Here is a 23,421-nt window from a genome sequence, read left to right as displayed (position 1 = left end):
GAGTGCTCATCGCTTCCGATCAGTTCCGCATCGTCGTCGGCCTCGGCAAGAGCGGCATGTCCCTGGTTCGCCATCTGGCGAGCCGTGGAGTGCCGTTTGCCGTAGCTGATACGCGCGCGAACCCGCCGGAACTTGCCGCTCTTCAAACGCAATACCCGAGCGTCGAAGTGCGTTGTGGCGAGCTCGATCCCGAGTTTCTTTGCCGCGCCAGCGAATTGCTGATCAGCCCGGGGCTGCCGCTCAGTACGCCGGCACTGCAAGTCGCCGCGTCCAGAGGCGTGAAGCTGTCAGGCGACATCGAACTGTTCGCTCGCGAAGCTAAAGCGCCGATCATTGCGATCACTGGTTCCAATGCGAAAAGCACCGTGACCACGTTAGTCGGTGAGATGGCCATTGCAGCTGGTCGCAAGGTGGCGGTGGGTGGAAATCTAGGCACTCCCGCACTGGACCTGCTTAACGATGACGTCGAGCTCTATGTCCTTGAGCTGTCGAGTTTCCAGCTCGAAGCCACCGACCAATTGAATGCCGAAGTTGCAACCTGCCTGAACGTCAGCGAGGACCACATGGATCGCTATGACGGGCTGCCAGCCTACCATCAGGCCAAGCACCGGATCTTCCGCGGTGCGCGACAGGTTGTAGTCAACCGCGACGATCGCCTTAGCCGTCCGCTGGTTGGCGATGATGTCCCGACGTGGTCGTTCGGCCTTGGAAAACCCGACTTCAAGGGCTTCGGACTGTTCGAGGAAAACGCTCAGAAATACCTAGCCTTTCAATTCGACGCCTTGATGCCGGCGAACCAGCTGAAGATCCGTGGTGCTCACAATCAATCCAACGCGCTGGCTGCCCTGGCATTAGGGCATGCAGTAGGGCTGCCGTTCGAACCGATGCTGGCAACCCTGCGCAGCTTTGCCGGGCTCGCGCACCGCTGTCAGTGGGTCGGCGAGCGCAAAGGCGTTGCTTACTATGACGATTCCAAGGCGACCAATGTCGGCGCCGCGCTGGCAGCGATTGATGGCCTGGGCAGCGACATCGCCGGCAAGCTGGTGCTGATTGCTGGAGGTGACGGCAAGGGTGCGGACTTCTCCGCTTTGCGCAGCCCCGTCGCACGAAATTGCCGTGACGTCATCCTGCTTGGGCGTGATGCCGAACTTCTGGCTACGGCCCTTGATGGCGCGGCGACGATTCATCGTGTTCAGACGCTTCAAGAAGCCGTGCAGCTCGCGGCCAGAAATGCACAACCGGGGGATGCGGTGCTGCTTTCTCCGGCCTGTGCCAGCCTCGATATGTTTGCCAACTTCGAAGATCGCGGACGTCAATTCGCCACTGCGGTGAGGGGGCTCAGCTGATGCTCGCCTTCCTGCGCACTGCACCTTCGCCCTTGTTCGGCCGTCGTGGTCTGGACCTCGATTTCCCGATGCTCGCTGGCTGCCTGGCCCTGCTGGGGCTGGGCCTGGTAATGATCACCTCGGCGTCTTCCGAAGTCGCTGCGGTGAATGCCGGTAACTCCATGTATCACATGGTCCGCCATCTGGTTTACATACTGCTTGGCCTTGGCGCCGCTGCTGTTGTGTTGATGGTTCCGCTGTCGGCTTGGCAACGGCTGGACTGGGTGCTGCTGCTGGGCGCGTTCGCCCTGTTGATTCTCGTGCTGATTCCCGGCATCGGTCGTGAGGTCAATGGCTCCATGCGCTGGATCGGCTTCGGCGCGTTCAACGTGCAGCCCTCCGAGATAGCCAAGCTATTCGTCGTGGTCTATCTCGCTGGCTATCTGGTGCGCCGTCAGGAAGAGGTGCGTGAAAGTTTCTGGGGCTTCCTCAAACCGTTTCTGGTGCTGCTGCCGATGGCGATGCTGCTTCTGCTCGAGCCCGATTTTGGCGCAACCGTCGTCATGATGGGCGCGGCGGTGGCGATGCTGTTTCTTGGCGGCGTCGGCTTGATCCGGTTCAGCCTGCTAGTGCTGTTGGCCGTAGGTGCGGTGTTCGTCCTGGTACAAACACAGGAATACCGCCTGCAGCGCTTGATCACGTTCACCGATCCCTGGGCTGACCAATACGGCGCCGGCTATCAGCTGACCCAGGCGCTGATCGCTTTCGGTCGCGGTGAGTGGCTGGGTGTCGGACTGGGAAACAGCGTGCAGAAGCAGTTCTATCTGCCCGAAGCGCACACCGACTTCGTGTTCTCGGTTCTGGCTGAGGAACTGGGCATGGTTGGCGCTTTGTTGACCATTCTGCTGTTTGCGTTCGTTGGCGTGCGCGCCCTTTATATCGGTCTAGCGGCGGAGCGGTCACGGCAGTTCTTCGCGGCTTATATCGCTTGGGGCGTCGCATTCCTCTGGCTCGGGCAGTTCCTGATCAATGTCGGTGTAAACGTCGGTTTGTTGCCAACGAAAGGCCTGACATTGCCATTTCTTAGCTACGGCGGCAGCTCGCTGGTAGTCACCTGCGCGAGCATGGCGCTACTGCTGCGCATCGAGTGGGAAAGCCGCACGGTGTTGGGCAGCGAAGATGCTGAGTTCAGCGAAGACGATTTCGCCGAAGTGCCTGCGGCCAGGAACAAGGGGATCGCAGATGGCCGCTAACGTGCTGATCATGGCTGGCGGAACTGGCGGGCATGTATTCCCTGCGCTGGCCTGCGCCCACGAATTTCAGAGCCGCGGCTACAGTGTGCACTGGCTGGGTACGCCTCGCGGCATCGAGAACGAAGTGGTTCCCGCGGCTGGTTTGCCGCTGCACTTGATCCAGGTCAGCGGGCTGCGTGGCAAGGGGGTGGCTTCCCTGCTCAAGGCGCCGTTCCAGCTGCTGCGTTCGCTGTGGCAGGCCCGTCGCATCATGCGCGAGCTCAAGCCCGTTTGTGTATTGGGCCTCGGTGGTTACGTGACTGGCCCCGGAGGGTTGGCGGCCAAATTTGCCGGAATACCGCTGATCATTCACGAGCAGAACGCCGTGGCCGGTACCGCCAACCGTAGCCTGGTGCCATTTGCACAGCGCGTTTGCGAAGCCTTTCCAAATACATTCAACAACAGCGACAAACGGCGTACGACCGGCAATCCGGTGCGCCACGAACTGTTCGTCGAAACACCCAGGCAGACCCTGCTCAACCGTACCCCACGCCTGCTGGTGTTGGGTGGCAGCCTGGGCGCCGAGCCCTTGAACAAGCTGCTGCCGGAGGCGCTCGGTCAGCTGGCTCGGGAGCTGCGTCCCGAGGTTTTTCATCAGGCTGGCAAGCAGCACGCCGGTATCACTCAGGAGCGGTATACCGCTGCCGGAGTCGAGGCCGAAGTTGCCCCCTTCATTAAAGACATGGCCCGCGCTTATGCCTGGGCCGATCTGGTGGTCTGCCGCGCTGGCGCCCTGACTGTCTGTGAGCTGGCTGCGGCCGGGTTGCCTTCGTTCCTGGTGCCGTTGCCGCACGCGATCGACGATCACCAGACCCGCAATGCGGAATATCTGGCGAAGGAGGGCGCAGCCGTTCTTCTCCCCCAAGCAAAAACCGATGCTGCCGCGCTGGCCGCGCAGCTGACCGAGGTAATGATGCAGCCGGAAAAACTCAAGGCCATGGGAGCTACGGCGCGCCGTTTGGCTCGGCCGGACGCCACCCGTACCGTCGTCGACATCTGCCTGGAGGTGGCGCATGGCTAAATCCCCCGCAGCGGTCAAGGCTGAGGTACGTCGCATGCGCCGTATCCGCCGGATTCATTTTGTCGGTGTTGGCGGTGTCGGCATGTGCGGCATAGCCGAAGTGCTGCTCAATCTTGGGTACGACGTTTCCGGCTCGGATCTGAAAACCTCCGCGAGTACCGAGCGTCTGCAGAATTTCGGTGCGCAGATTTTCATCGGGCACCAAGCCGGCAACGTGGCCGGGGCCGATGTGCTGGTGGTTTCCAGTGCGGTAAACGCCTCCAATCCCGAGGTCGCATTCGCGCTCGAGCAGCGGATTCCGGTCGTACCGCGCGCCGAGATGCTCGCCGAACTGATGCGTTACCGTCACGGCATCGCCGTTGCCGGTACCCACGGCAAGACCACGACGACCAGCCTGCTGGCTTCGGTGTTTGCCGCGGGCGGGCTCGATCCGACTTTCGTCATCGGCGGCCGTCTGACTGCGGCGGGCACCAACGCACAGCTGGGCACCAGCCGCTACCTGATTGCCGAAGCCGACGAGAGCGACGCCAGCTTCCTGCACTTGCAGCCGATGGTTGCGGTAGTGACCAATATCGACGCCGATCATATGAGCACCTATGGCGGCGACTTTGGCAGGCTGAAGAAAACATTCGTCGAGTTCCTGCACAACTTGCCGTTCTACGGGCTCGCGGTGCTTTGCGTCGACGATCCGGTAGTGCGCGAGATCATCCCCCAGGTCGGTCGCCCTATAACCACTTACGGCTTCAGCGAAGATGCCGATGTGCGCGCTATCAATATTCGTCAGGAAGGCATGCGCACCTACTTCACCGTGCTGCGTGATGGCTTCGATGCGCTCGATGTGTCGGTCAAGATGCCAGGCAATCACAACGTCCTCAATGCGCTGGCGACCATCGCCATCGCCACCGACGAGGGCATCGATGACGATGCGATCGTCCAGGGACTGTCGGAGTTTGGTGGTGTCGGCCGGCGCTTTCAGGTCTACGGCGAGCTACCGGTGGATGGTGGTAGCGTGATGCTGGTCGACGATTACGGTCATCATCCGCGTGAAGTCGCGGCGGTGATCCAGGCCGTTCGCGGCGGCTGGCCTGACCGCCGTCTGGTGATGGTCTATCAGCCTCATCGTTTCAGCCGAACCCGCGATTTGTACGACGACTTCGTTCAGGTGCTGACCGACGCCAATGTGCTGCTGCTGATGGAAGTCTATCCGGCGGGCGAAGAGCCCATTCCCGGTGCAGATAGTCGACACCTGTGCCATAGCATCCGTCAGCGCGGTCAGCTCGACCCGATTTACATCGAACGCGGTACCGAGCTGGCGCCAGTGGTCAAGCCACTGCTGCGTGCGGGCGACATTCTGCTTTGCCAGGGCGCTGGGGATATCGGCGGGCTGGCTCCCCAACTGATCAACAGTCCCCTGTTTGCTGGCGATACAAGCGCCGCGAGGAAGAGCGAATGACTGCCCTGCAATCGACTCGTGATCCCAAGGCTTTTGGCCGGGTTGCCGTGCTGTTCGGCGGCAAGAGTGCCGAGCGCGAAGTGTCCCTGAAATCCGGCGCTGCGGTACTGTCGGCGCTACAGGCTGCGGGCGTTGATGCCTTTGGCATCGATGTCGGCGATGATTTACTGGTGCGCCTGGGCAGTGAGCGCATCGACCGCGCGTTTATCGTGCTGCATGGGCGTGGCGGCGAAGATGGCAGTATGCAGGGCCTGCTCGAATGCGCGGGCATTCCCTACACCGGCAGCGGTATCCTCGCCTCGGCGCTGGCCATGGACAAGCTGCGTACCAAGCAGGTATGGCAGAGCCTTGGCCTGCCGACACCGCGTCATGCCGTGCTGGCGAGCGAGGCTGACTGTCAGGCTGCCGCCACCGATCTGGGCTTCCCGCTGATCGTCAAACCGGCCCATGAAGGTTCGAGCATCGGAATGGCAAAAGTCGGCGGCATCGCCGAGCTGATCGCTGCCTGGCGGGCTGCCAGTGCCTACGACTCCCAAGTATTGGTCGAGCAGTGGATCCAGGGGCCGGAGTTCACCATCGCCACGCTTCGCGGTTCGGTATTGCCGCCGATCGGGCTGGGTACGCCGCACACCTTTTACGACTACGACGCCAAGTATGTGGCCAGCGATACCCAATATCGCATTCCTTGTGGTCTGGACGCTGCTAAGGAGCAGGAGCTCAAGGATCTGTCCGCCCGTGCCTGCGAGGCTGTGGGTATCCAGGGTTGGGCGCGTGTCGATGTCATGCAGGACAGCGGCGGCGCCTTCTGGCTGTTGGAAGTGAACACCGTTCCGGGGATGACCGATCACAGTCTGGTACCGATGGCTGCGCGCGCTGCAGGACTGGATTTTCAGCAGCTGGTACTGGCCATCCTCGATGCCAGCCTAGCGGCAGGGAACTGACCCATGATCACCACCCTGCGTCACTCACAACCAGCCACCGGTCGCTCCTCGCGCAAATCGGCGCAGCGTGGTGCGAGCCGCCTGGTGCAACGTGAGCCGATTTCGGCGCGTTTGCCGCGCCCTAGCCTGAGTTCGCTCAAGCGTGCCCTCTGGCCAATGTTGTTGGTGGCGCTGGTAGTCGGGCTTTACGAGCTGGGCGGGCGACTCGCGCCCTATGCTGATCGGCCAATCGCCAAAGTCAGCGTTCGGGGCGAGTTGACCTACGTCGATCAGCAGGCCGTACAGGCGCGTATGGCGCCGTTCGTCGAGGCCAGTTTCTTCAAGGTTGATCTTGATGCCTTGCGGCACGACCTTGAACAGATGCCTTGGATTGCGCACGTCGAGGCGCGCCGGGTCTGGCCGGATCAGGTCATGGTGCGTCTCGATGAGCAATTGCCTATCGCCCGCTGGGGCGATGAGGCGTTGCTGAACAACAACGGTCAGGCCTTTGCGCCGGATGACCTGACTCAGTATGAACACTTGCCGCAATTGTATGGTCCGAAGCGGGCCCAACAGCGGGTGATGCAGCAGTACCAGTTGCTCAGCCAGATGCTGCGGCCCCTCGGTTTTTCCATTGCCCGCCTAGAGCTGCGTGCACGGGGCAGCTGGTTCGTGACGACCAAACAGGGCGTCGAGCTGTTATTGGGCAGGGACCAGGTAATCGAAAAAATGCGTCGCTTCACTGCCATCTATCAGCAAGAGCTGGCGCAGGAGAGCGAGAAAATTGCGCGGATCGACCTCCGCTACGCCAACGGCCTGGCCGTTACGTGGCACGAGCCGAGCCCGACCACGACGGAAGAATCCGTCGTTGCGAAGAATTGAGGAATGAAACACATGTCTAGCGTGCAAAGCGGCAAGATGATCGTCGGTCTCGATATCGGCACCTCCAAGGTGGTGGCGCTGGTCGGCGAAGTGACGCCGGATGGCGAACTGGAGATCGTCGGAATCGGCACTCATCCGTCGCGCGGGTTAAAAAAAGGGGTGGTGGTCAATATCGAGTCCACCGTTCAGTCGATCCAGCGCGCCGTCGAAGAGGCACAGCTGATGGCCGGCTGTCGTATCCACTCTGCCTTCGTCGGCTTGGCCGGTAATCACATCCGCAGCCTCAACTCCCACGGTATCGTCGCCATTCGTGATCGCGAAGTCAGCAATGCCGACCTCGAACGTGTTCTGGACGCTGCACAGGCCGTGGCCATCCCGGCCGATCAGCGTGTACTGCACACCCTGCCGCAGGACTACGTGATCGATAATCAGGAGGGTGTCCGCGAGCCGCTGGGCATGTCTGGCGTGCGTCTGGAAGCGAAGGTTCATGTCGTCACCTGCGCGGTGAACGCGGCACAGAATATTGAAAAGTGCGTGCGCCGCTGTGGCCTGGAAGTCGACGACATCATTCTCGAACAGCTCGCTTCGGCTCATGCGGTACTGACCGACGACGAAAAGGAATTGGGTGTCTGCCTGGTAGATATCGGTGGCGGTACCACCGACATCTGCATCTTCACCGAAGGCGCGATCCGGCATACCGCGGTCATTCCGATCGCTGGTGATCAGGTTACCAACGACATCGCGATGGCCCTGCGTACGCCCACCCAGTACGCCGAAGAAATCAAGATTCGCTACGCCTGTGCGCTGGCCAAACTGGCCGGTCCCGGCGAAACCATCAAGGTACCGAGCGTTGGCGATCGTCCACCGCGGGAACTCTCACGGCAGGCGCTGGCCGAAGTCGTGGAGCCGCGCTATGACGAGCTCTTCACGCTGATTCAGGCCGAACTGCGTCGCAGCGGCTATGAGGACCTGGTTCCGGCAGGGATCGTCCTCACTGGCGGTACAGCAAAGATGGAAGGAGCCATCGAGCTGGCCGAAGAAATCTTTCACATGCCGGTGCGCCTGGGCGTACCGCACAGCATCAACGGACTCACGGACGTCGTCCGTAACCCTATCTATTCAACGGGTGTGGGCCTGTTGCTGTATGGCATGCGCAAGCAGACCGACGGCATTTCCATGTCCGGTCTCGGCAATGTTGCCGACGAACCCAAAACATCTGTCGTGGACCGGCTCAAAAGCTGGATCCAGGGCAATTTCTGAGCAGTGCGGCTGTACCTAAAACTAGAAAGCTGGAAGGAGAGAGGGAAATGTTCGAACTCGTAGATCATACCCCGCAAAGTGCAGTGATCAAGGTCATTGGCGTAGGCGGAGGCGGTGGCAACGCCGTCAATCACATGGTGCGCAACAACGTTGAAGGCGTGGAATTCATCTGCGCCAACACCGATGCCCAGGCGCTGAAAAAAATCGAAGCGCGGACCGTTCTGCAACTGGGTTCCGCCATCACCAAGGGGCTTGGTGCCGGCACCAATCCCGACATCGGGCGTCAGGCCGCGATGGATGACCGCGAGCGCATCGCCGAGGTGCTGCAAGGCGCCGACATGGTCTTCATCACCACCGGCATGGGCGGTGGGACCGGTACCGGCGCCGCGCCGGTCATTGCTTCGGTCGCGAAGGAAATGGGCATCCTGACCGTCGCCGTGGTGACGCGTCCGTTCCCATTCGAAGGCCGTCGCCGCATGCAGGTTGCCGATGAGGGCATTCGTCAGCTGTCCGATTGCGTCGACTCGCTGATCACCATCCCCAACGAGAAGCTGCTGACCATCCTTGGTAAGGATGCGAGCCTGTTGGCCGCTTTCGCCAAGGCCGATGACGTGCTCACCGGTGCCGTGCGCGGCATTTCCGACATCATGCAACGCCCCGGCCTGATGAACGTCGACTTCGCCGACGTGAAAACCGTCATGGGCGAAATGGGCATGGCGATGATGGGTACCGGTTGTGCCACTGGCCCGAACCGCGCTCGCGAAGCTACCGAAGCGGCCATTCGCAACCCGCTTCTCGAAGACGTGAATCTGCAAGGCGCTCGCGGCATCCTGGTCAATATCACCGCTGGTCTGGATCTTTCACTCGGCGAGTACGCCGCTGTCGGCGAGATCATCGAGGCCTTCGCGTCCGACGAGGCGACTGTTAAGGTCGGTGCCGTTATCGATCCGGATATGCTCGATGAGCTGCACGTTACGGTCGTTGCCACTGGTCTCGGCCCGCGCAACGAAAAGCCGGTCAAGGTCGTGGACAACACGCTGCAGACCGCTGCTGTCGCGCCGCAGGCTGCGCCGGCTCCGCGTCAGGATCAGGCTGCGGTGAACTACCGTGACCTGGAGCGTCCGACTGTCATGCGCAATCAGGCCCATGCAGCTGCTACTGCGGCGAAGATGAATCCTCAGGAAGATCTGGACTATCTCGATATTCCTGCCTTCTTGCGTCGCCAGGCCGATTGATTGCATGTATCAGGACTATTGGGGTGATTGGTATTCAGCAAAGTGGGGTTCTGCTATGATCGCCACCTTTGTTGGAAACCATTCGCAACAGCGCAATAGCGAAACCAAGCCATGATCAGACAACGCACCTTAAAGAACATCATTCGCGCCACTGGCGTCGGGCTGCATTCGGGAGAGAAGGTCTATCTCACCCTGAAGCCGGCACCGGTGGATTCCGGAATCGTGTTCTGTCGCACCGATCTCAACCCGCCCGTGCAGATTGCCGCGCGGGCCGAGAACGTCGGCGAAACCACCATGTCGACAACGCTGGTCAGCGGTGACGTCAAAGTCGATACGGTGGAACATTTGCTTTCCGCGATGGCTGGACTTGGGATCGACAATGCCTGTGTCGAGCTTTCCGCCTCGGAAGTGCCGATCATGGATGGCAGCGCTGGACCCTTCGTATTCCTGATTCAATCGGCCGGCCTGCAGGAGCAGGACGCCCCCAAGAAATTCATCCGCATCATCCGTGAGGTCACGGTGGAGGATGGCGACAAGCGCGCCACATTCCTGCCATTCGAAGGCTTCAAGGTGAGTTTCGAGATCGATTTCGACCACCCGGTTTTCCGTGGTCGCACCCAGACCGCTAGCGTGGATTTCTCTAGCACTTCCTTCGTCAAGGAAGTCAGCCGTGCGCGAACCTTCGGGTTCATGCGCGACATTGAATTCCTCCGCTCGCACAACCTAGCCCTGGGTGGAAGTGTCGAAAACGCGATCGTGGTCGATGAAGACCATGTGCTCAACGAAGACGGCCTGCGTTATGAAGACGAATTCGTGAAGCACAAGATTCTAGATGCAATTGGTGATCTGTACTTGCTGGGCACCAGCCTGATCGGCGAATTCCGCGGCTTTAAATCCGGACATGCATTGAACAACCGCTTACTACGCACCTTGATGGAACAAAAGGATGCGTGGGAAATGGTGACCTTCGATGATTCCCAGACCGCACCGATCTCCTACATGCGACCGGCAGCTGCCGGCTGAGTAGTACTCTCTTTCCTTTTTGAGGCCACCTTCGGGTGGCCTTTTTTTATCTGGCGACAGGCGACAGTAAAGTGCACGCGGATCGCGGATGGATGAATCCATCAAGTTCGGCTGATGGGTTTCGACCAGTCCGCCCCTTCGGCCTTAATTACGTTTGGCAAAGCTTCTGCAGTCGCTACGCTGGTAAGCCTCCAGCTTCAATTCATCCCATCCAGCAAGCCCGCCATATCATCGGCGTGCTCCTCTTCTTGCGCGAGGATATCTTCGAAGATGCGCCTTGTGGTGGGGTCCTTGTCTCCGATGTACTGGACTATTTCGCGGTAGCTGTCTATGGCGATGCGTTCGGCGACAAGGTTTTCGAAGACCATATCACGCAGTCCGTTGCCTTCGGCATATTGCGCATGTGCTCGCTCGGTCAGGCTGTCCGGGTTGAAGTCGGGCGCGCCACCAAGCTGTACGATGCGCTCGGCCAAGCGATCGGCATGCTCCTGCTCTTCATTGGCGTGCTCGAGAAACTCGTCGGCGGCTACGCTGGATTTCAGTCCAGTGGCCATGTAGTAGTGGCGCTTGTAGCGCAGGTAGCAGACTAGTTCGGTCGCCAGCGCCTCATTGAGCAAGTTGATCACGGTGTCGCGATCCGCCGAATAGCTTTCGGTCACCGCACCATTCTCGACGTGCTGTCGAGCGCGCTCGCGCAGGGTCTGTTTGTCGCTCAATTGTACGTAGCTCATCATGGTCTCCTGAATGCTGGGCTGTGGCTGTATTGTTCGGCCACGCTCTGGCCACTGCGCCTATTGGCGTCTCGCTGGGCCATTAGCTGTGATAGATGGACAGCCGGAAAGTTTAGTCAGAGGCTTCGTCCGGTGGCCGATCAGGTTTGCCGGGCTCGTCGATGGGGACCTGTTCGCCGGGCTCTTTCCGCTCTGGCTCTGGGATGGGACTCGGTGTGCCGTCATCTCGAGGGTCGGGTTCATTCATGGTTGGGTTCCTTCAGCTGAGCGCCTTGATGAGTTCGTCCTTGCGCATCTTCGAACGTCCGTGAACGTCACGCTCACGGGCTTTCTGCATCAGCTCATCTCGGGTGAGGTCGGTGAGTGAGGTGCTATCCGAACGATTGCTGCGCGCCGAGCCCTTATTCGGCGAGTCGCCGTCACGAGCCTTGGCCGCTCGGTGCGCCGAATCCTTGCGGTCCGCTCGTTTGGCTGTCTCGCTTTTCTTTTGCCCCGAGCCGCCCTTGCGCTCGCCTCCACCGGATTGCTTGTTGACCGTGGCCCAGGCACGCGCTTCGGCTTCCTTTTCGGGGACACCGCGTTCTTCATAACTGTCTTCGATGTGCTCGGCTTTACGCTGCTGTTTATCCGTGTACTTGGATTTTTCGCCTCTAGGCATGACCTTTCTCCTCGTGCAGGTATGGATGACCGTGGACTCGTAGATGCCTGATTGTCCAGGCTGGTCCGCTACAGCTTTGTTCTGTTTTGGTCCACACGGCAGGTTGGGAGTTTCACTCGTGTTAGCATCGCGCGCGCTATCCGGCACCCGGTCGTCTAGCTCGGGTGATGCAGGTCATCATCGGATGGTTATGCGAGTGGGTCGGATATAGCTGGAAATATAATTGGCAGCAGGCTTCGATTCGGAGGAACAAAAGCCATTTATGCTGGCCTGAACAAAGCACGCGCCGCGCTAACTCGGTACTTTTGGCTCGATGGACGTGTATCGAATCTGTTTTACAAATCCATGCTTGCCGTTAACTGGCGGGCTTTCGATGAGGCGATAACCAGATGCGAATCCTTGTATGCGGTGCCAGTGGCCAGGTTGGTCACGAGTTGGTAGACCGTGCTCATGCATATGGTCTCGAGGCGCTTGGCATGGCCCGAGGGCAGCTGGACATCACTAATGCGGATCAGGTTGTACAGGCAGTCAGTCGGTTCAAGCCCAGGCTGATCATCAACGCGGCGGCGTACACCCATGTCGACAACGCCGAGACGCATAGTGAGCAGGCTTACGCGGTCAATCGCGATGGTGCAGCAGTACTCGCTGAAGCGGCTAGGAAGGCCGCTATTCCGTTGCTGCACATTTCGACCGATTATGTCTTTTCCGGCGAAGCCCAAACGCCTTACAAGGAAACGGACGAGGTCGCGCCAACTGGCGTTTACGGCGCGAGCAAGCTGGCGGGGGAGGCAGCCATCCAGGCTGTTCTCGACCAGCATGTGGTTCTGCGGACCAGCTGGGTCTATGGCGTGCATGGCCATAACTTCGTTAAGACCATGCTGCGCCTGGGGCGCCAACGCGACTCGCTATCTGTGGTCGCCGATCAGTTTGGATGCCCTACCCAGGCGGGGAGCATCGCGGATGTTTTGCTGCAGCTGGCCCAGCGATATGCTCGTGAGGGTACGCTCGCTTGGGGGATTTACCATTACAGCGGTCGATCGTTCTGCACCTGGTTCGATTTCGCCGTGGAGGTTTTCCGCCAGGCAGAGGCCAAGGGCATTCTTCCCAAGCAACCGCAGGTGTCATCGATTACGACTGCGCAGTATCCGACACCCGCTCGCCGTCCGGTCTGGTCGGTTCTCGATTGCTCCAAGTTCGAAACAACCTTCGGCATGGCCACACATGATTGGCATGACGATCTGGCCCCTGTGCTCGATGCGTTGGGTAGTGCAGATGCTCATCCGTCGAGTTTAGCTGCGCACCACTCCCAAGCCTGAACTAGCTGACGCATCCGGGCTCAACGATCAGACGCGGCAGCCTCTCGTTCGAGCGGTTACCTAACTGATGATCTCGACCCGAACTCGGGGTATTCTTGCGGCCTTTTTTGCGGGGCGACAAAAGGTCGTGCCGGTTGCTGGAGAATGCCGCGTGGTCGTGTTTCAGGCGATTTTGCCTATCTTTGGCGTGATCATGCTTGGCTACGTGCTCGGCTGGCGGCGCTGGCTCGCCGGCGAAGCGGCTGCCGGACTCGCGAATATCACCTTCAAGTTGTTCATGCCGGCTGTCCTGTTTACCGGTATCGCCCGAGCGCAGCTGAGCGATGGCATGTCACCCATGCTATTGCTGGCCTATTTCGGACCGGTACTCGTCATCTTCGTCGCGGTCGGATTGGTCGCACACCGTTTGCTCGGGCGGGCCTCTCCGCTGGGACTTACGGCGGCCTACTCGAACAACGTGCTGGTCGGGATTCCTCTTGTGACTACCTTGCTGGGGCCGGCGAGCTTGGTCTATGTGTTCGCCGTCCTGGTTTTTCACAGCTTGATTCTGTTTTCGCTGCAGAGTTTTTACAGCGCGTTCGGCTCGGGGCAGAAGGTCAGCGGCAAGGCACTGCTGAAGAACCTCGCGAACCCGCTTATCGTCGGTTTGTTGCTTGGGGCTCTGCTGAACATTTCAGGGATCGGTCTGCCACAGTCGGTCTGGCGCGTAGCCGACTGGCTGGCACAGGCAGCGCTGCCTTGCGCGTTGATGGTGCTGGGTATCAGTCTCTCGCGCTACCGCCTGCGGCCGAGTGTCACTGCGCTGGGGCTGACATTGATCAAGCTGGGCCTGTTCCCGCTGCTGGTGTGGTACATCAGCGGACTGCTGCCGGGGCTGAGCGAGGAAGCTCGCAGCGTGCTGGTGCTGCTAGCGGCCTGCCCGAGCGGCGTCAATGTGCTGGCCTTCGCGGTCAATCAAGAGGACACCCGCGCAGTCAGCTCGACTGTGTTCCTGTCGACCGTGCTAGCGGCTGTCAGTCTACCGCTGTGGATGATGTTGATGTCTGCTTGAATCCCTTGTTCAGGGGCGCTCGCCATGCTGATTGGCACGCGCGTTAGGGGCGATGATGTCCTCGAGGCGCAGTCCGGTCAGGCCGTGAATGGTGCGCCACAGGTAATAGAAGATCGCCATCATCATCAACATGCTGGGAATGGCGATCATCGGATAGCTGAGCAACGTCATGCGCCCCAGTTCCGCATTGAACGCCTCGCTACCGGCCGGGCTGTGGACGATCCACTTGGCCAGCACGTAGTTCATGAAGGACGAAAAGAAGAAGGTGCCGCTGAGCAAATACGTGGCGCGCAACAGTCGAGTTTCGAAATGAGCGGTCTGGCCATTGCGCTCGAGCTGCTCATGCACCTTGGCGACGTTAAGCACCTTGGGGTTGTAGAGCAGCGTGCGGATCAGTGGGAAGCGTGTGCGAGTGGAGGCGAGTACGGCGATGCCGATGATGCAGGGAATCGCGGCTTCCTTGATCGCCAGCCACTGCGGGTCTAGCTTCAGCAGTCCGATGCCCCCGGTTAGCAATACGCTGAGCAGGCCCAGCAAGGCGATCCAGTTGAATTTGCGGTACTTCGCCAGCTCGAACAGGCCCCAGCCGAGCGGGAATGCCAGCGCCAGCAATAGCGCGCCGTCCGCGCCGAGGCGTTCTTCACCGCTGAGCTTCATCAGAATCAGCGAAGGGATCAGGATGCTGATTGCCAGATCGATCAAGGGCCGGGGCTTGTGCTCGGTCGGCTGATCAGCGTCCGGTTGGTTGGTGCGGGTATCGGTCATGTGATTCTGTTCATCTCGGAAGAGGGTGAATGATCGCCCGTGGGCACGCGCTTAGCCATAGTGCGATGGTGGTGTTCCGTGACAGCAGGTTACTGATCGGAAGCAGCGCCTCTACTTCGCTTCTCCGACCATTGCGTGACCTCGAAGACCGCTACGACGAGAATCGCCAGGGCGAAGGGTAGCAATAGGTAGAAAGCTCTGAACACGATCAATGCCGCCAAGACGTCAGCGGTGTTCAATTCTGGCAACGCGGCGAGAAAGGTTACTTCGAGCACGCCAAGTCCGCCGGGTGCATGGGATAGCAGGGCCAACGAAAAAGAAGCAAGGAATACGCCGAGCACCACCAGATAGCCGGGATTATGTACCGCAGGAAGCGCAAAATAGATGATCGCGGCGGCGCAGGCGAGCTCTAGCGGTGCGGCCATGAGCTGCCTGCCAACAATTGGCAGACGCGGATAGTCGATTCGCCATTTGCCGACATGCAATGGCGCAAAATGGCGCCATGCGCCGATTACATAAAGCCCGACCAGGCACAGCAGGAACGAGCCGACTGCAATCGATAGCCATGGCTCAGCGTCGATCACTCTGTTCAGCAACTCTGGTCGCAGGACCAGCACCGTGCCGCCGGCCAACAGAGTGCCGAGGACAAACGTCAGCGAGCAGAACACGATCAGTACGCCGATTTCGTGCGGCGTAAGGCCCTTGCTGCGATACGCGCGGTAGCGCACGACCGCACCGGAAAACACCGACGCGCCTATATTGTGGGCCAGCGCGTAGGTGGTGAACGAGCAAAGCGTGATGAACCACCAAGGGATCTTCTTGCCCAGATGGGCAATGGCTATTCGGTCGTACCAGGCTAGCGCGACGTAGGCGCCAAGCGTCGCCAATCCGGCCAGCAGCCAGTTGCGACAGCTAATGGCCCCAAGGCTCTCGGTGAGTTCAGCCAACGAGAGATTGCGAATCTCCTGATAGAGCAGATAGCCAGAAAGCAGTACCGCCGTGATGCCGACAAGGGTCCAGGCGACATCGCTCCTCTTCATCATCGTGTTGGCTCCTTGGCGACGGCTTATTTGCCTCGAAGCGAAAGCTCGGACAATCGGTGATTTGTGCATCGCGGAAAATTCGGCCGGTCTGTTTATCGGCACCGGTCCGTGCATTTTGTTCATTCTACGCAGCGACGGCTGGAGTGGGGCACCCACGGAGCGGCAAGAGGTCCACCAAAGAAGCCGATTTTGCAAAGGTGTGCTTATGCCAGATATTCCCCGCGATCCGGGTGTGGACAGTTCTCTATCGCTGCTCAGCGAGGGCTATTCGTTCATTCCAAGCCGCTGTCAGCGGCTCGAATCGGACATATTTCAGGTCCGCCTGTTGATGCAGGACACCATATGCATGACCGGCGAGGACGCAGCGAGGCTGTTCTACGACGAGCAGCTGTTTCAGCGACAGCACGCGGCGCCGCGCATGTTGAAAAAGACCCTGTTTGGCCAGGGTGGGGTGCAAGGTCTCGATGGTGCGGACCACCGACACCGCAAGCGGCTGTTCATGTCGCTGCTGAAAGACGATGCCATTGCCGAGCTGGTGCGGTTGAGCGAGACGAATTGGCAGGCCGCCATTTCTACGTGGCAGCGCTGTGATCGCGTCACGCTGCTGCCTGAGGTACAGGCCATTCTTGCTCGCTCGGTATGTGAGTGGGCTGGCGTACCGCTCGCTGCAGGGGAGCTGCAGCTGCGGCGTGATCAACTGGCAGCCATGATCGACGGTGCGGGCGGCGTTGGTGCTCGTCACTGGCGCGCGCGCAAGGCACGTAAAGAGGCGGAAGGCTGGATGGTTGACCTGCTCAGACAGGTGCGCGCCGGGGAACTGGTTATTGACGAGGCTCGGGCGTTGGCGGTGGTTGCTCGGCATGTCGAACCGGACGGGCAGGTTCTGGACGAAAAGGTCGCTGCAGTGGAAATGCTCAATCTGCTGCGCCCGACTGTAGCGGTGGCACGCTTCGTTATCTATGCGGCGCTGGAATTGCTGGCGCATCCGCAGTGGCGTCAGCGATTGCAGCGGGAAGACGCCGCGCTGGAGCCCTTTGCCCAGGAGGTTCGTCGGCTTCATGCATTCTTTCCGTTCACCGCCGCGCGTGTACGGGAGGATTTCGAATGGAAGGGCTATCGCTTTCCTAAAGGCACGCGGGTGTTGCTGGATCTGTACGGCACCAATCGAGACGCGCGGCTCTGGGAGCAGCCCGAGCAGTTCCACCCCGAGCGCTTCGCCGCATGGGATGGCGGGGCTTTCAACTTCATTACCCAGGGTGGGGGCGATGCCGCGACGGGGCATCGTTGCCCAGGCGAGCCTCTGGCAATCGCGTTGCTGGTGAGTGCTCTACGCATGCTGACGCGCCGGATGAGCTATGCGGTGCCTGCGCAGGATTTGCGCATGCACGAGTCACGAATGCCTGCGCAACCGGAAAGCCTGTTGATCATCACTGGTGTCACCCCCCAGCAGCCGAACCCGTAAGCCAGCCGCGGTCAAAGGTGCGAGGAGCGATCCGTGGCGGCCGCTCTGATTTCTATCCAATGCTCGATGAGTTCGCGCAGCTGGGACATCTCGACAGGTTTGGACATATGCCCGTCCATTCCGGCATCGCGGGCGCGCTCGCGATGCTCGCTGAGAATATGTGCGGTAAGTGCCACCACCGGCGTCCGTGGACGGCGTTCGGACGCTTCCCAGACACGTAGTCGCGCGGTTGCCTCGAAGCCATCCAGGACCGGCATTTCGCAATCCATCAGCACCAGATCGTAGGGTTGCGCCTTGATTGCCGCAAGCGCCTCCTCACCGTTGCTGGCGGTATCCGGCTTGAGGTTGAGCTTGTTCAGCATGCCACGGATGACTTTGGTGGAAATGCTGTTGTCTTCGGCCACCAGAATGCGGAAGTCGTCCGGCACCGAAAGCGATGTGCTGAATTGGGTGCTGGTGGGTTGTACAGCCGCGCGGGTACTGCGCCGAGCGAGTTCATCCGCCAAGGTGGTTTTCAGCGTATATCCGGCAACGGGTTTGGCCAGGATGCGTTTGATTCCGGCGTTGCGTGCGATGATCTTGCTCGGCGCATTGCTCATGCCGGTCAGCATGATCAGCAGTACGTCATGGTTGAGGCTGAAGTCCTCCTTGATCCTGCTGGCGAGCTGCATGCCGGTCATCCCCGGCATGTCTTGGTCGAGTAAGACAACGTCGAAATATTCATGCAAATGTGCCTTGGTGCGGAGCAGGGCGAGCGCTTCCTTACCTGATGCCACGGCACTGACATCAAGCCCCCAGCTACTGCATTGCTGGCTGAGTACTTTACGGCAGGTGTCGTTGTCGTCCACCACTAGCAAACGCGCCCCTCGCAGGGGAACATCGAGATCATTGTTGGGTTGCTCCGAAATATCGGCCCCCAACGGCAGGCTTATCCATAAGATGTTGCCGGTAATGCCGCCGGTCTGGATGCCGAATTCACCATCCATCAGATGAATCAGCTGTCGCGCAATGATCAATCCGAGGCGGCCGCCATGGCGGGTTGCGGCTAGGAAGTCGCGGCTGTCCAGCGCGGCGTTGAGTAGCGCATCGCGTTCCTGCGCTTCCAGTGGGCGCCCACTGTCTTGAATGGTGATACGCAACCGTGGCTGCGCCTCGGTATCGTCCACCGCAGCGATCAACAGCACCTCGCCTTCTTCGGTCTGCTTGAAAGCGTTATCGAGCAGATTCAGCAATGTTTGGCGCAGACGGGTCGGGTCGCCTGCGACGACATGCGGCATTTGTGGCTGGATAAAACTGATCAGCTCGACTTTCTGCTGTTCGGCCTTGGCGCGGAAGATACTCAGGCAATCTTCGATCAGCGCGTTGAGGTCGAACTGAACATCGTCGAGCTCGACCTGCCCGGATTCCAGTTTGGAAATATCGAGGATTTCGTTGATCAGGTTGAGCAGCTCGTTGCCGGAGCTGTGAATGGTTTGCACGTAGTCACGTTGCTTGGCTGACAGCGAGGTGCTGAGCAAGAGCTCACTCATCCCCAAGACGCCATTCATGGGTGTGCGAATTTCATGGCTGATCTTCGCCAGAAAGTCTGCCTTGGTCCGTAGCTCGGCGCTGGTGACTGCTTCGGCGGTATGCAGGGTACGGCTGTCAGCTTGAATCTGGCGCTGCCGCTCGAGCAGGGCAAAGCTGAGGATCAACCCCGAGCAGGTGGCCATGCTGAATACCAAGCCGGTCAGCCAGTCGGGATCGAGCTGGTTGAGGCCAAGCAGGGTTGGCAGAACGAAGACAAAGCCGGCATCGAACAGCAGTATGCCGGCGACAAGCAGCCGGGCCGGATCGTAGTTCTGTCGCCAGTACCGGACCGCCACCGCCGTAACGCTGACGGCGGCAACCAGCACCATGGTGTAGATCAACCAGCTGAACCAGAGCTGACCGGTAAGCAATATCGTTGCTGCCAGTGCGGTGACGGCGCCCAGTTGCAGCGCGAGCAACCAGCTGACCCAGGTTTTTCTGCGATGGTGAAAGAAACCGAAGGTGAAGGCCAGCAATGAAATGCAGGCCAGCAACGCCGACATGTCGGCTATCAACGGTTGGCTGTAGATGAGTTTCGGCGACCACACCGCCAGCATGCCGAGGTTCGCCACGGCGCAGCTAAGCAGCGCGCCATGCAGCAAGGCGAGCCATACATGGCTGTAGCTGAGGGTGTAGGCGAAGCGCAGCAGATTGTAGATCGTCAATAGTGCCAGAGCACCGAACAGCGCCCCGAAGAGATAAGCGGGGCGGGCCTGCTCTACGAGGCCAAGCTCGTCGACGGTCTGGAACCAGGCCACGATCGGGTGTGACGATTGTAAGCGGATGTAGGCTTCGCGAGGTGCTCCGTCGTTGGGCAGAGAAAACAGGTAAGCACGGGCAGGCAGCGGGCGAGACTCCAGCGGTCTTAGATCGCCGGTCTCTACATGGCGCTCGAGCTTGCCATCACGTAGCAGATAGAAATCGACATACTGCACGCGAGGGGCAAATATTCGCAGCCAATTCGGTTGGCTGAGGGCCGGTAGGCTCACTTGCAGCCAGATGGCGTTGTCATTCGCCGGGGCAGAATAGGAGAGCTTGTCGATACGTTGAAACAGGCTGCGCTGATCCAATACTTCATTGAGGCTGAGCAGGCCGGACTGGTCGACGAGCAATCGCCAGTTGGGTTGTGTCGCTTGTGTAGCGAGAGCGGGTTGCGCTGGAACGGAGGGTGATACTGAGGTAGCGGCAAATGCGGGCAAAGCGCTCAGCGCAGCCAGCAATAGACTGAAGGCAAAAGCAATGGCGACCCAAAGTCGACGCACGATTGAAGTCCCTTCATCTGTGTGACGGCCGATTATAGCCGAGACAACCGGACGCTGTAATGTGCGCGGCGGCCTCTTTACATCGGCCGTCGCGCACGTTCCCATGATATTTGCGCTCAGCTTTCGCCTTGCTCGCGGGCGATTGCACGATAGCCTATGTCGTGGCGATAGAAATGACCGTCCCACTCGATGCGAGCAGCCAGGGCGTAGGCATTCTGCTGAGCAGCGGAAACCGTTTCGCCCATCGCCGTAGCACAGAGCACTCGGCCGCCGGACGCGGTGATCTCGCCACCTTTAAGAGCGGTGCCAGCATGGAAGACCTTGCCTTCCAGCTTTGCGGCAGCCTCCAACCCGCGAATCGGTGCACCCTTAGCGTAGTCGTTCGGGTAGCCGCCGGCGGCCAGTACCACGCCGAGGCTGGGGCGCTGATCCCATTGCGCTTCGACCTTGTCCAGCGCCTTAGCCAGCGCTGCCTCGATCAGCAATATCAGGCTGGACTGCAGTCGCAGCATGATCGGCTGGGTTTCCGGGTCGCCGAAACGGCAATTGAACTCGATGACCTTGGGTGCACCGCTCCGGTCGATCATCAGGCCGGCGTAAAGAAAGCCTGTGTAAACGTTGCCCTCGGCAGCCATGCCTTTGACGGTCGGCCAGATGACCTCGTCCATGACGCGTTGGTGCACCTCGGCGGTGACCACAGGTGCAGGCGAATAGGCGCCCATGCCGCCAGTATTCGGACCGGTATCGCCATCACCGACGCGCTTGTGATCCTGGCTGGTAGCCATCGGCAGGACGTTCTGGCCGTCGACCATGACGATGAAGCTGGCTTCTTCGCCGTCGAGAAATTCTTCGATGACCACCCGCGCGCCGGCATCGCCGAAAGCATTGCCGGACAGCATGTCGCGCACGGCTTCCTCGGCTTCAACCAGGGTCATGGCGACAATCACGCCCTTGCCTGCCGCCAGGCCGTCGGCCTTGATTACGATCGGCGCGCCTTTTTCGTTGAGGTAGGCCAGGGCCGGCTCGACTTCGGTGAAGTTCTGGTAGTCAGCGGTGGGGATCGCGTGGCGGGCGAGGAAGTCCTTGGTGAAGGCCTTGGAGCCTTCCAGTTGTGCGGCAGCGGCAGTCGGGCCAAAGCAATCGAGGCCGCGCGCACGGAACAAATCGACCACACCTTTGACCAGCGGCGCCTCGGGCCCGACGATGGTCAGTTGCACGTTCTGCTCGGCGAAGTCCGCCAGCTGCTCGATGGCCAGCACATCGATGGCGACGTTCTCACACTTGGCTTCGGTGGCTGTACCGGCGTTGCCGGGGGCAACGAAAACCTTCTCGACCCGTGGATCCTGCGCGACCTTCCAAGCCAGGGCGTGTTCACGCCCGCCGCTACCGATGATCAAAACATTCATAAGTCTCTCCTGCGTAGAAAGCTACAGGCCACAGGCCACGGGCTGCAGGCAAGAGCGGATGTGCGTTCGCCTGCAGCCTGCGGCCTGTAGCCTGTAGCCTGTAGCCCTGTCAGTGCCTGAAATGGCGCATGCCCGTGAATACCATGGCGATCCCGGCTTCGTCGGCGGCGGCAATCACCTCGGCGTCACGCATCGAACCGCCAGGCTGGATCACTGCCGTGATGCCGGCTTTGGCGGCGTTGTCGATACCGTCGCGGAAGGGGAAGAAGGCGTCGCTCGCCATCACCGCGCCCGGCACTGGCAGCCCGGCATGCTCAGCCTTGATCGCAGCGATGCGGGCAGAGTTGACCCGGCTCATCTGGCCGGCACCGACGCCGACGGTCTGACGGTTCTTGGCGTAGACAATCGCGTTGGATTTGACGAACTTGGCCACTTTCCAGGCAAAGATCAGATCGTGGATTTCCTGCTCGGTCGGCGCGCGCTGCGTGACGACCTTGAGGTCGGCTTCGGTGATCATCCCGACATCGCGGCTCTGCACCAGCAGCCCGCCATTTACACGCTTGAAATCCCAACCCGGCGCACGCTCGGCCGGCCATTGGCCGCACTCGAGCAGGCGCACATTGGCCTTGGCGGCAACGGCTTCGCGGGCTTCGGCAGAAATGTTGGGGGCAATGATCACTTCGACGAACTGGCGCTCGACGATGGCTTTGGCAGTTTCACCATCCAGTTCGCGGTTGAACGCGATGATGCCGCCGAATGCCGACTCGCTGTCGGTGGCGTAGGCCAATTCATAGGCCTGGCGGATACCGCCTTCGTTGTCCGGCACCACCGCGACGCCGCATGGATTGGCGTGCTTGACGATGACGCAGGCCGGCTTGACGAAGCTCTTCACACATTCCAGCGCGGCGTCGGTATCGGCAACGTTGTTGAAAGAGAGTTCCTTGCCCTGCAGCTGGCGAGCGGTGGCGACGCAGGCTTCGTCGGCGGTTTCGACGTAGAACGCCGCTATCTGGTGCGGATTCTCACCGTAGCGCATGTCCTGCGCCTTGACGAACTGGGTGGTGAAGGTGCGCGGCAGCAGGCTGCGGCCCTCGGTGGAAAGGCTCTCAGAGGTCTGGTCGACGGTACCCAGATAGTTGGCGATCATGCCGTCGTAGGAAGCGGTGTGCTCGAAGGCCTTGAGGGCCAGGTCGAAACGCTGCGCATAGGTCAGGCCACCGTCCTGCAGATTCTCGATGACACTGGCATAGTCATCGGCATTGACCACAATGGCGACGTCCTTGTGATTCTTCGCCGCGCTACGGACCATGGTCGGGCCGCCGATATCGATGTTCTCGATCGCATCTGGCAGTGTGCAGCCGGGTTTGGCGACGGTGGCGGCGAAGGGATAGAGATTGACTGCGACCAGGTCGATAGGGTTGATGCCGTGTTCTGCCATGACCGCCCCGTCGAGATCGCGACGTCCGAGAATGCCGCCATGGATCTTCGGATGCAGGGTTTTCACCCGACCGTCCATCATCTCCGGGAAGCCGGTGTAATCGGCGACTTCGACCGTGGCGATGTCGTTTTCACGCAGCAACTTGAACGTACCGCCAGTGGACAGGATCTCAACGCCGAGGGCGACGAGTGCGCGAGCGAATTCAACGACGCCGGTCTTATCGGACACACTGATCAGCGCACGGCGGACGGGGAGGCGGAGGGTTTGGTCGGTCATATTGGTTCCAACGAGGATAGATAACGCTGGAGG

At 60.2% G+C, this 23,421-nt stretch carries 20 protein-coding genes; 12 read left to right on the top strand and 8 right to left on the bottom strand.

Features of this window, described 5'->3' with window-relative positions; all coding sequences use genetic code 11:
- The first annotated feature begins 2 nt into the window (after nucleotides 1–2).
- The 9 genes from murD (at nucleotide 3) to lpxC (ending at nucleotide 10,411) form a co-directional block, all read left to right on the top strand.
- Nucleotides 3–1,346, top strand: a complete 1,344-nt coding sequence (gene murD, locus AC2LD7_RS03695; RefSeq protein WP_484596506.1) for a UDP-N-acetylmuramoyl-L-alanine--D-glutamate ligase — start codon at nucleotides 3–5, stop codon at nucleotides 1,344–1,346.
- Complete coding sequence (ftsW, locus tag AC2LD7_RS03690) at nucleotides 1,346–2,578, top strand: putative lipid II flippase FtsW (RefSeq protein ID WP_484596505.1); 1,233 nt, start codon at nucleotides 1,346–1,348, stop codon at nucleotides 2,576–2,578. The genes murD and ftsW overlap by 1 nt, the downstream gene beginning before the upstream one ends.
- A complete protein-coding gene (murG, locus tag AC2LD7_RS03685; RefSeq protein WP_484596504.1) occupies nucleotides 2,568–3,638 on the top strand; it encodes an undecaprenyldiphospho-muramoylpentapeptide beta-N-acetylglucosaminyltransferase in 1,071 nt (356 codons plus the stop codon). The genes ftsW and murG overlap by 11 nt, the downstream gene beginning before the upstream one ends.
- Complete coding sequence (gene murC / locus AC2LD7_RS03680; RefSeq protein ID WP_484596503.1) at nucleotides 3,631–5,091, top strand: UDP-N-acetylmuramate--L-alanine ligase; 1,461 nt, start codon at nucleotides 3,631–3,633, stop codon at nucleotides 5,089–5,091. Before murG ends, murC begins: the two co-directional genes overlap by 8 nt.
- Complete coding sequence (locus AC2LD7_RS03675; protein WP_484596502.1) at nucleotides 5,088–6,032, top strand: D-alanine--D-alanine ligase; 945 nt, start codon at nucleotides 5,088–5,090, stop codon at nucleotides 6,030–6,032. Before murC ends, AC2LD7_RS03675 begins: the two co-directional genes overlap by 4 nt.
- A 3-nt stretch (nucleotides 6,033–6,035) precedes the next feature.
- The gene (locus AC2LD7_RS03670) at nucleotides 6,036–6,893 is read left to right on the top strand and encodes a cell division protein FtsQ/DivIB (RefSeq protein WP_484596501.1); all 858 of its coding nucleotides are present in this window, start codon (nucleotides 6,036–6,038) and stop codon (nucleotides 6,891–6,893) included.
- Between the two features lie 12 nt (nucleotides 6,894–6,905).
- Nucleotides 6,906–8,153 (top strand): cell division protein FtsA, encoded by a 1,248-nt coding sequence (gene ftsA, locus AC2LD7_RS03665; protein ID WP_484596500.1) that lies wholly within the window; start codon nucleotides 6,906–6,908, stop codon nucleotides 8,151–8,153.
- Between the two features lie 47 nt (nucleotides 8,154–8,200).
- Nucleotides 8,201–9,388: a cell division protein FtsZ gene (gene ftsZ, locus AC2LD7_RS03660; RefSeq protein ID WP_484596499.1), complete on the top strand. Its 1,188-nt coding sequence runs from the start codon at nucleotides 8,201–8,203 to the stop codon at nucleotides 9,386–9,388.
- A 111-nt stretch (nucleotides 9,389–9,499) separates the two neighbouring features.
- Entirely contained in the window at nucleotides 9,500–10,411 is a 912-nt protein-coding gene (gene lpxC, locus AC2LD7_RS03655) for a UDP-3-O-acyl-N-acetylglucosamine deacetylase (protein ID WP_484596498.1), read from the top strand.
- A 197-nt stretch (nucleotides 10,412–10,608) separates the two neighbouring features.
- Here the strand turns inward: lpxC and AC2LD7_RS03650 are convergent, their stop codons facing one another.
- The 3 genes from AC2LD7_RS03650 to AC2LD7_RS03640 form a co-directional block, all read right to left on the bottom strand.
- A complete protein-coding gene (locus AC2LD7_RS03650; RefSeq protein ID WP_029404882.1) occupies nucleotides 10,609–11,142 on the bottom strand; it encodes a ferritin-like domain-containing protein in 534 nt (177 codons plus the stop codon).
- Between the two features lie 112 nt (nucleotides 11,143–11,254).
- The gene (locus AC2LD7_RS03645) at nucleotides 11,255–11,389 is read right to left on the bottom strand and encodes a hypothetical protein (protein WP_484596497.1); all 135 of its coding nucleotides are present in this window, start codon (nucleotides 11,387–11,389) and stop codon (nucleotides 11,255–11,257) included.
- Nucleotides 11,390–11,401: 12 nt separating this feature from the next.
- Nucleotides 11,402–11,800, bottom strand: a complete 399-nt coding sequence (locus tag AC2LD7_RS03640) for a Rho termination factor N-terminal domain-containing protein (RefSeq protein ID WP_484596496.1) — start codon at nucleotides 11,798–11,800, stop codon at nucleotides 11,402–11,404.
- A 389-nt stretch (nucleotides 11,801–12,189) separates the two neighbouring features.
- Between AC2LD7_RS03640 and rfbD the strand changes: the two genes are divergently transcribed.
- Both rfbD and AC2LD7_RS03630 read left to right on the top strand, forming a co-directional pair.
- A complete protein-coding gene (rfbD, locus tag AC2LD7_RS03635) occupies nucleotides 12,190–13,116 on the top strand; it encodes a dTDP-4-dehydrorhamnose reductase (RefSeq protein WP_484596495.1) in 927 nt (308 codons plus the stop codon).
- Nucleotides 13,117–13,267: 151 nt separating this feature from the next.
- A complete protein-coding gene (locus AC2LD7_RS03630; protein ID WP_484596494.1) occupies nucleotides 13,268–14,167 on the top strand; it encodes an AEC family transporter in 900 nt (299 codons plus the stop codon).
- A 9-nt stretch (nucleotides 14,168–14,176) separates the two neighbouring features.
- On the opposite strand, the gene AC2LD7_RS03625 is transcribed toward AC2LD7_RS03630, so the two are convergent.
- Entirely contained in the window at nucleotides 14,177–14,932 is a 756-nt protein-coding gene (locus tag AC2LD7_RS03625) for a VC0807 family protein (protein WP_484596493.1), read from the bottom strand.
- A gap of 89 nt (nucleotides 14,933–15,021) precedes the next feature.
- Entirely contained in the window at nucleotides 15,022–15,975 is a 954-nt protein-coding gene (locus AC2LD7_RS03620; protein WP_484596492.1) for a lysylphosphatidylglycerol synthase transmembrane domain-containing protein, read from the bottom strand.
- 205 nt (nucleotides 15,976–16,180) lie between these two features.
- Here AC2LD7_RS03620 and AC2LD7_RS03615 point away from each other — a divergent pair, with 205 nt between their 5' ends.
- Nucleotides 16,181–17,437, top strand: a complete 1,257-nt coding sequence (locus AC2LD7_RS03615; protein WP_484596491.1) for a cytochrome P450 — start codon at nucleotides 16,181–16,183, stop codon at nucleotides 17,435–17,437.
- Nucleotides 17,438–17,448: 11 nt separating this feature from the next.
- Here AC2LD7_RS03615 and AC2LD7_RS03610 read toward each other — a convergent pair whose 3' ends face one another.
- The 3 genes from AC2LD7_RS03610 to purH all read right to left on the bottom strand — a co-directional run bounded on the left by AC2LD7_RS03610 (nucleotide 17,449) and on the right by purH (nucleotide 23,388).
- A complete protein-coding gene (locus AC2LD7_RS03610; RefSeq protein WP_484596490.1) occupies nucleotides 17,449–20,268 on the bottom strand; it encodes a response regulator in 2,820 nt (939 codons plus the stop codon).
- 116 nt (nucleotides 20,269–20,384) lie between these two features.
- Nucleotides 20,385–21,674 (bottom strand): phosphoribosylamine--glycine ligase, encoded by a 1,290-nt coding sequence (gene purD, locus AC2LD7_RS03605; protein WP_484596489.1) that lies wholly within the window; start codon nucleotides 21,672–21,674, stop codon nucleotides 20,385–20,387.
- A gap of 109 nt (nucleotides 21,675–21,783) precedes the next feature.
- Nucleotides 21,784–23,388 carry a bifunctional phosphoribosylaminoimidazolecarboxamide formyltransferase/IMP cyclohydrolase gene (purH, locus tag AC2LD7_RS03600; RefSeq protein ID WP_484596488.1) on the bottom strand — a complete coding sequence of 535 codons (1,605 nt, stop codon included), beginning with the start codon at nucleotides 23,386–23,388 and terminating at the stop codon, nucleotides 21,784–21,786.
- Nucleotides 23,389–23,421: the final 33 nt, after the last annotated feature.

The sequence above is a fragment of the Stutzerimonas sp. genome, from assembly GCF_982611455.1.
This window is presented reverse-complemented; position numbering and strand designations above follow the sequence as displayed.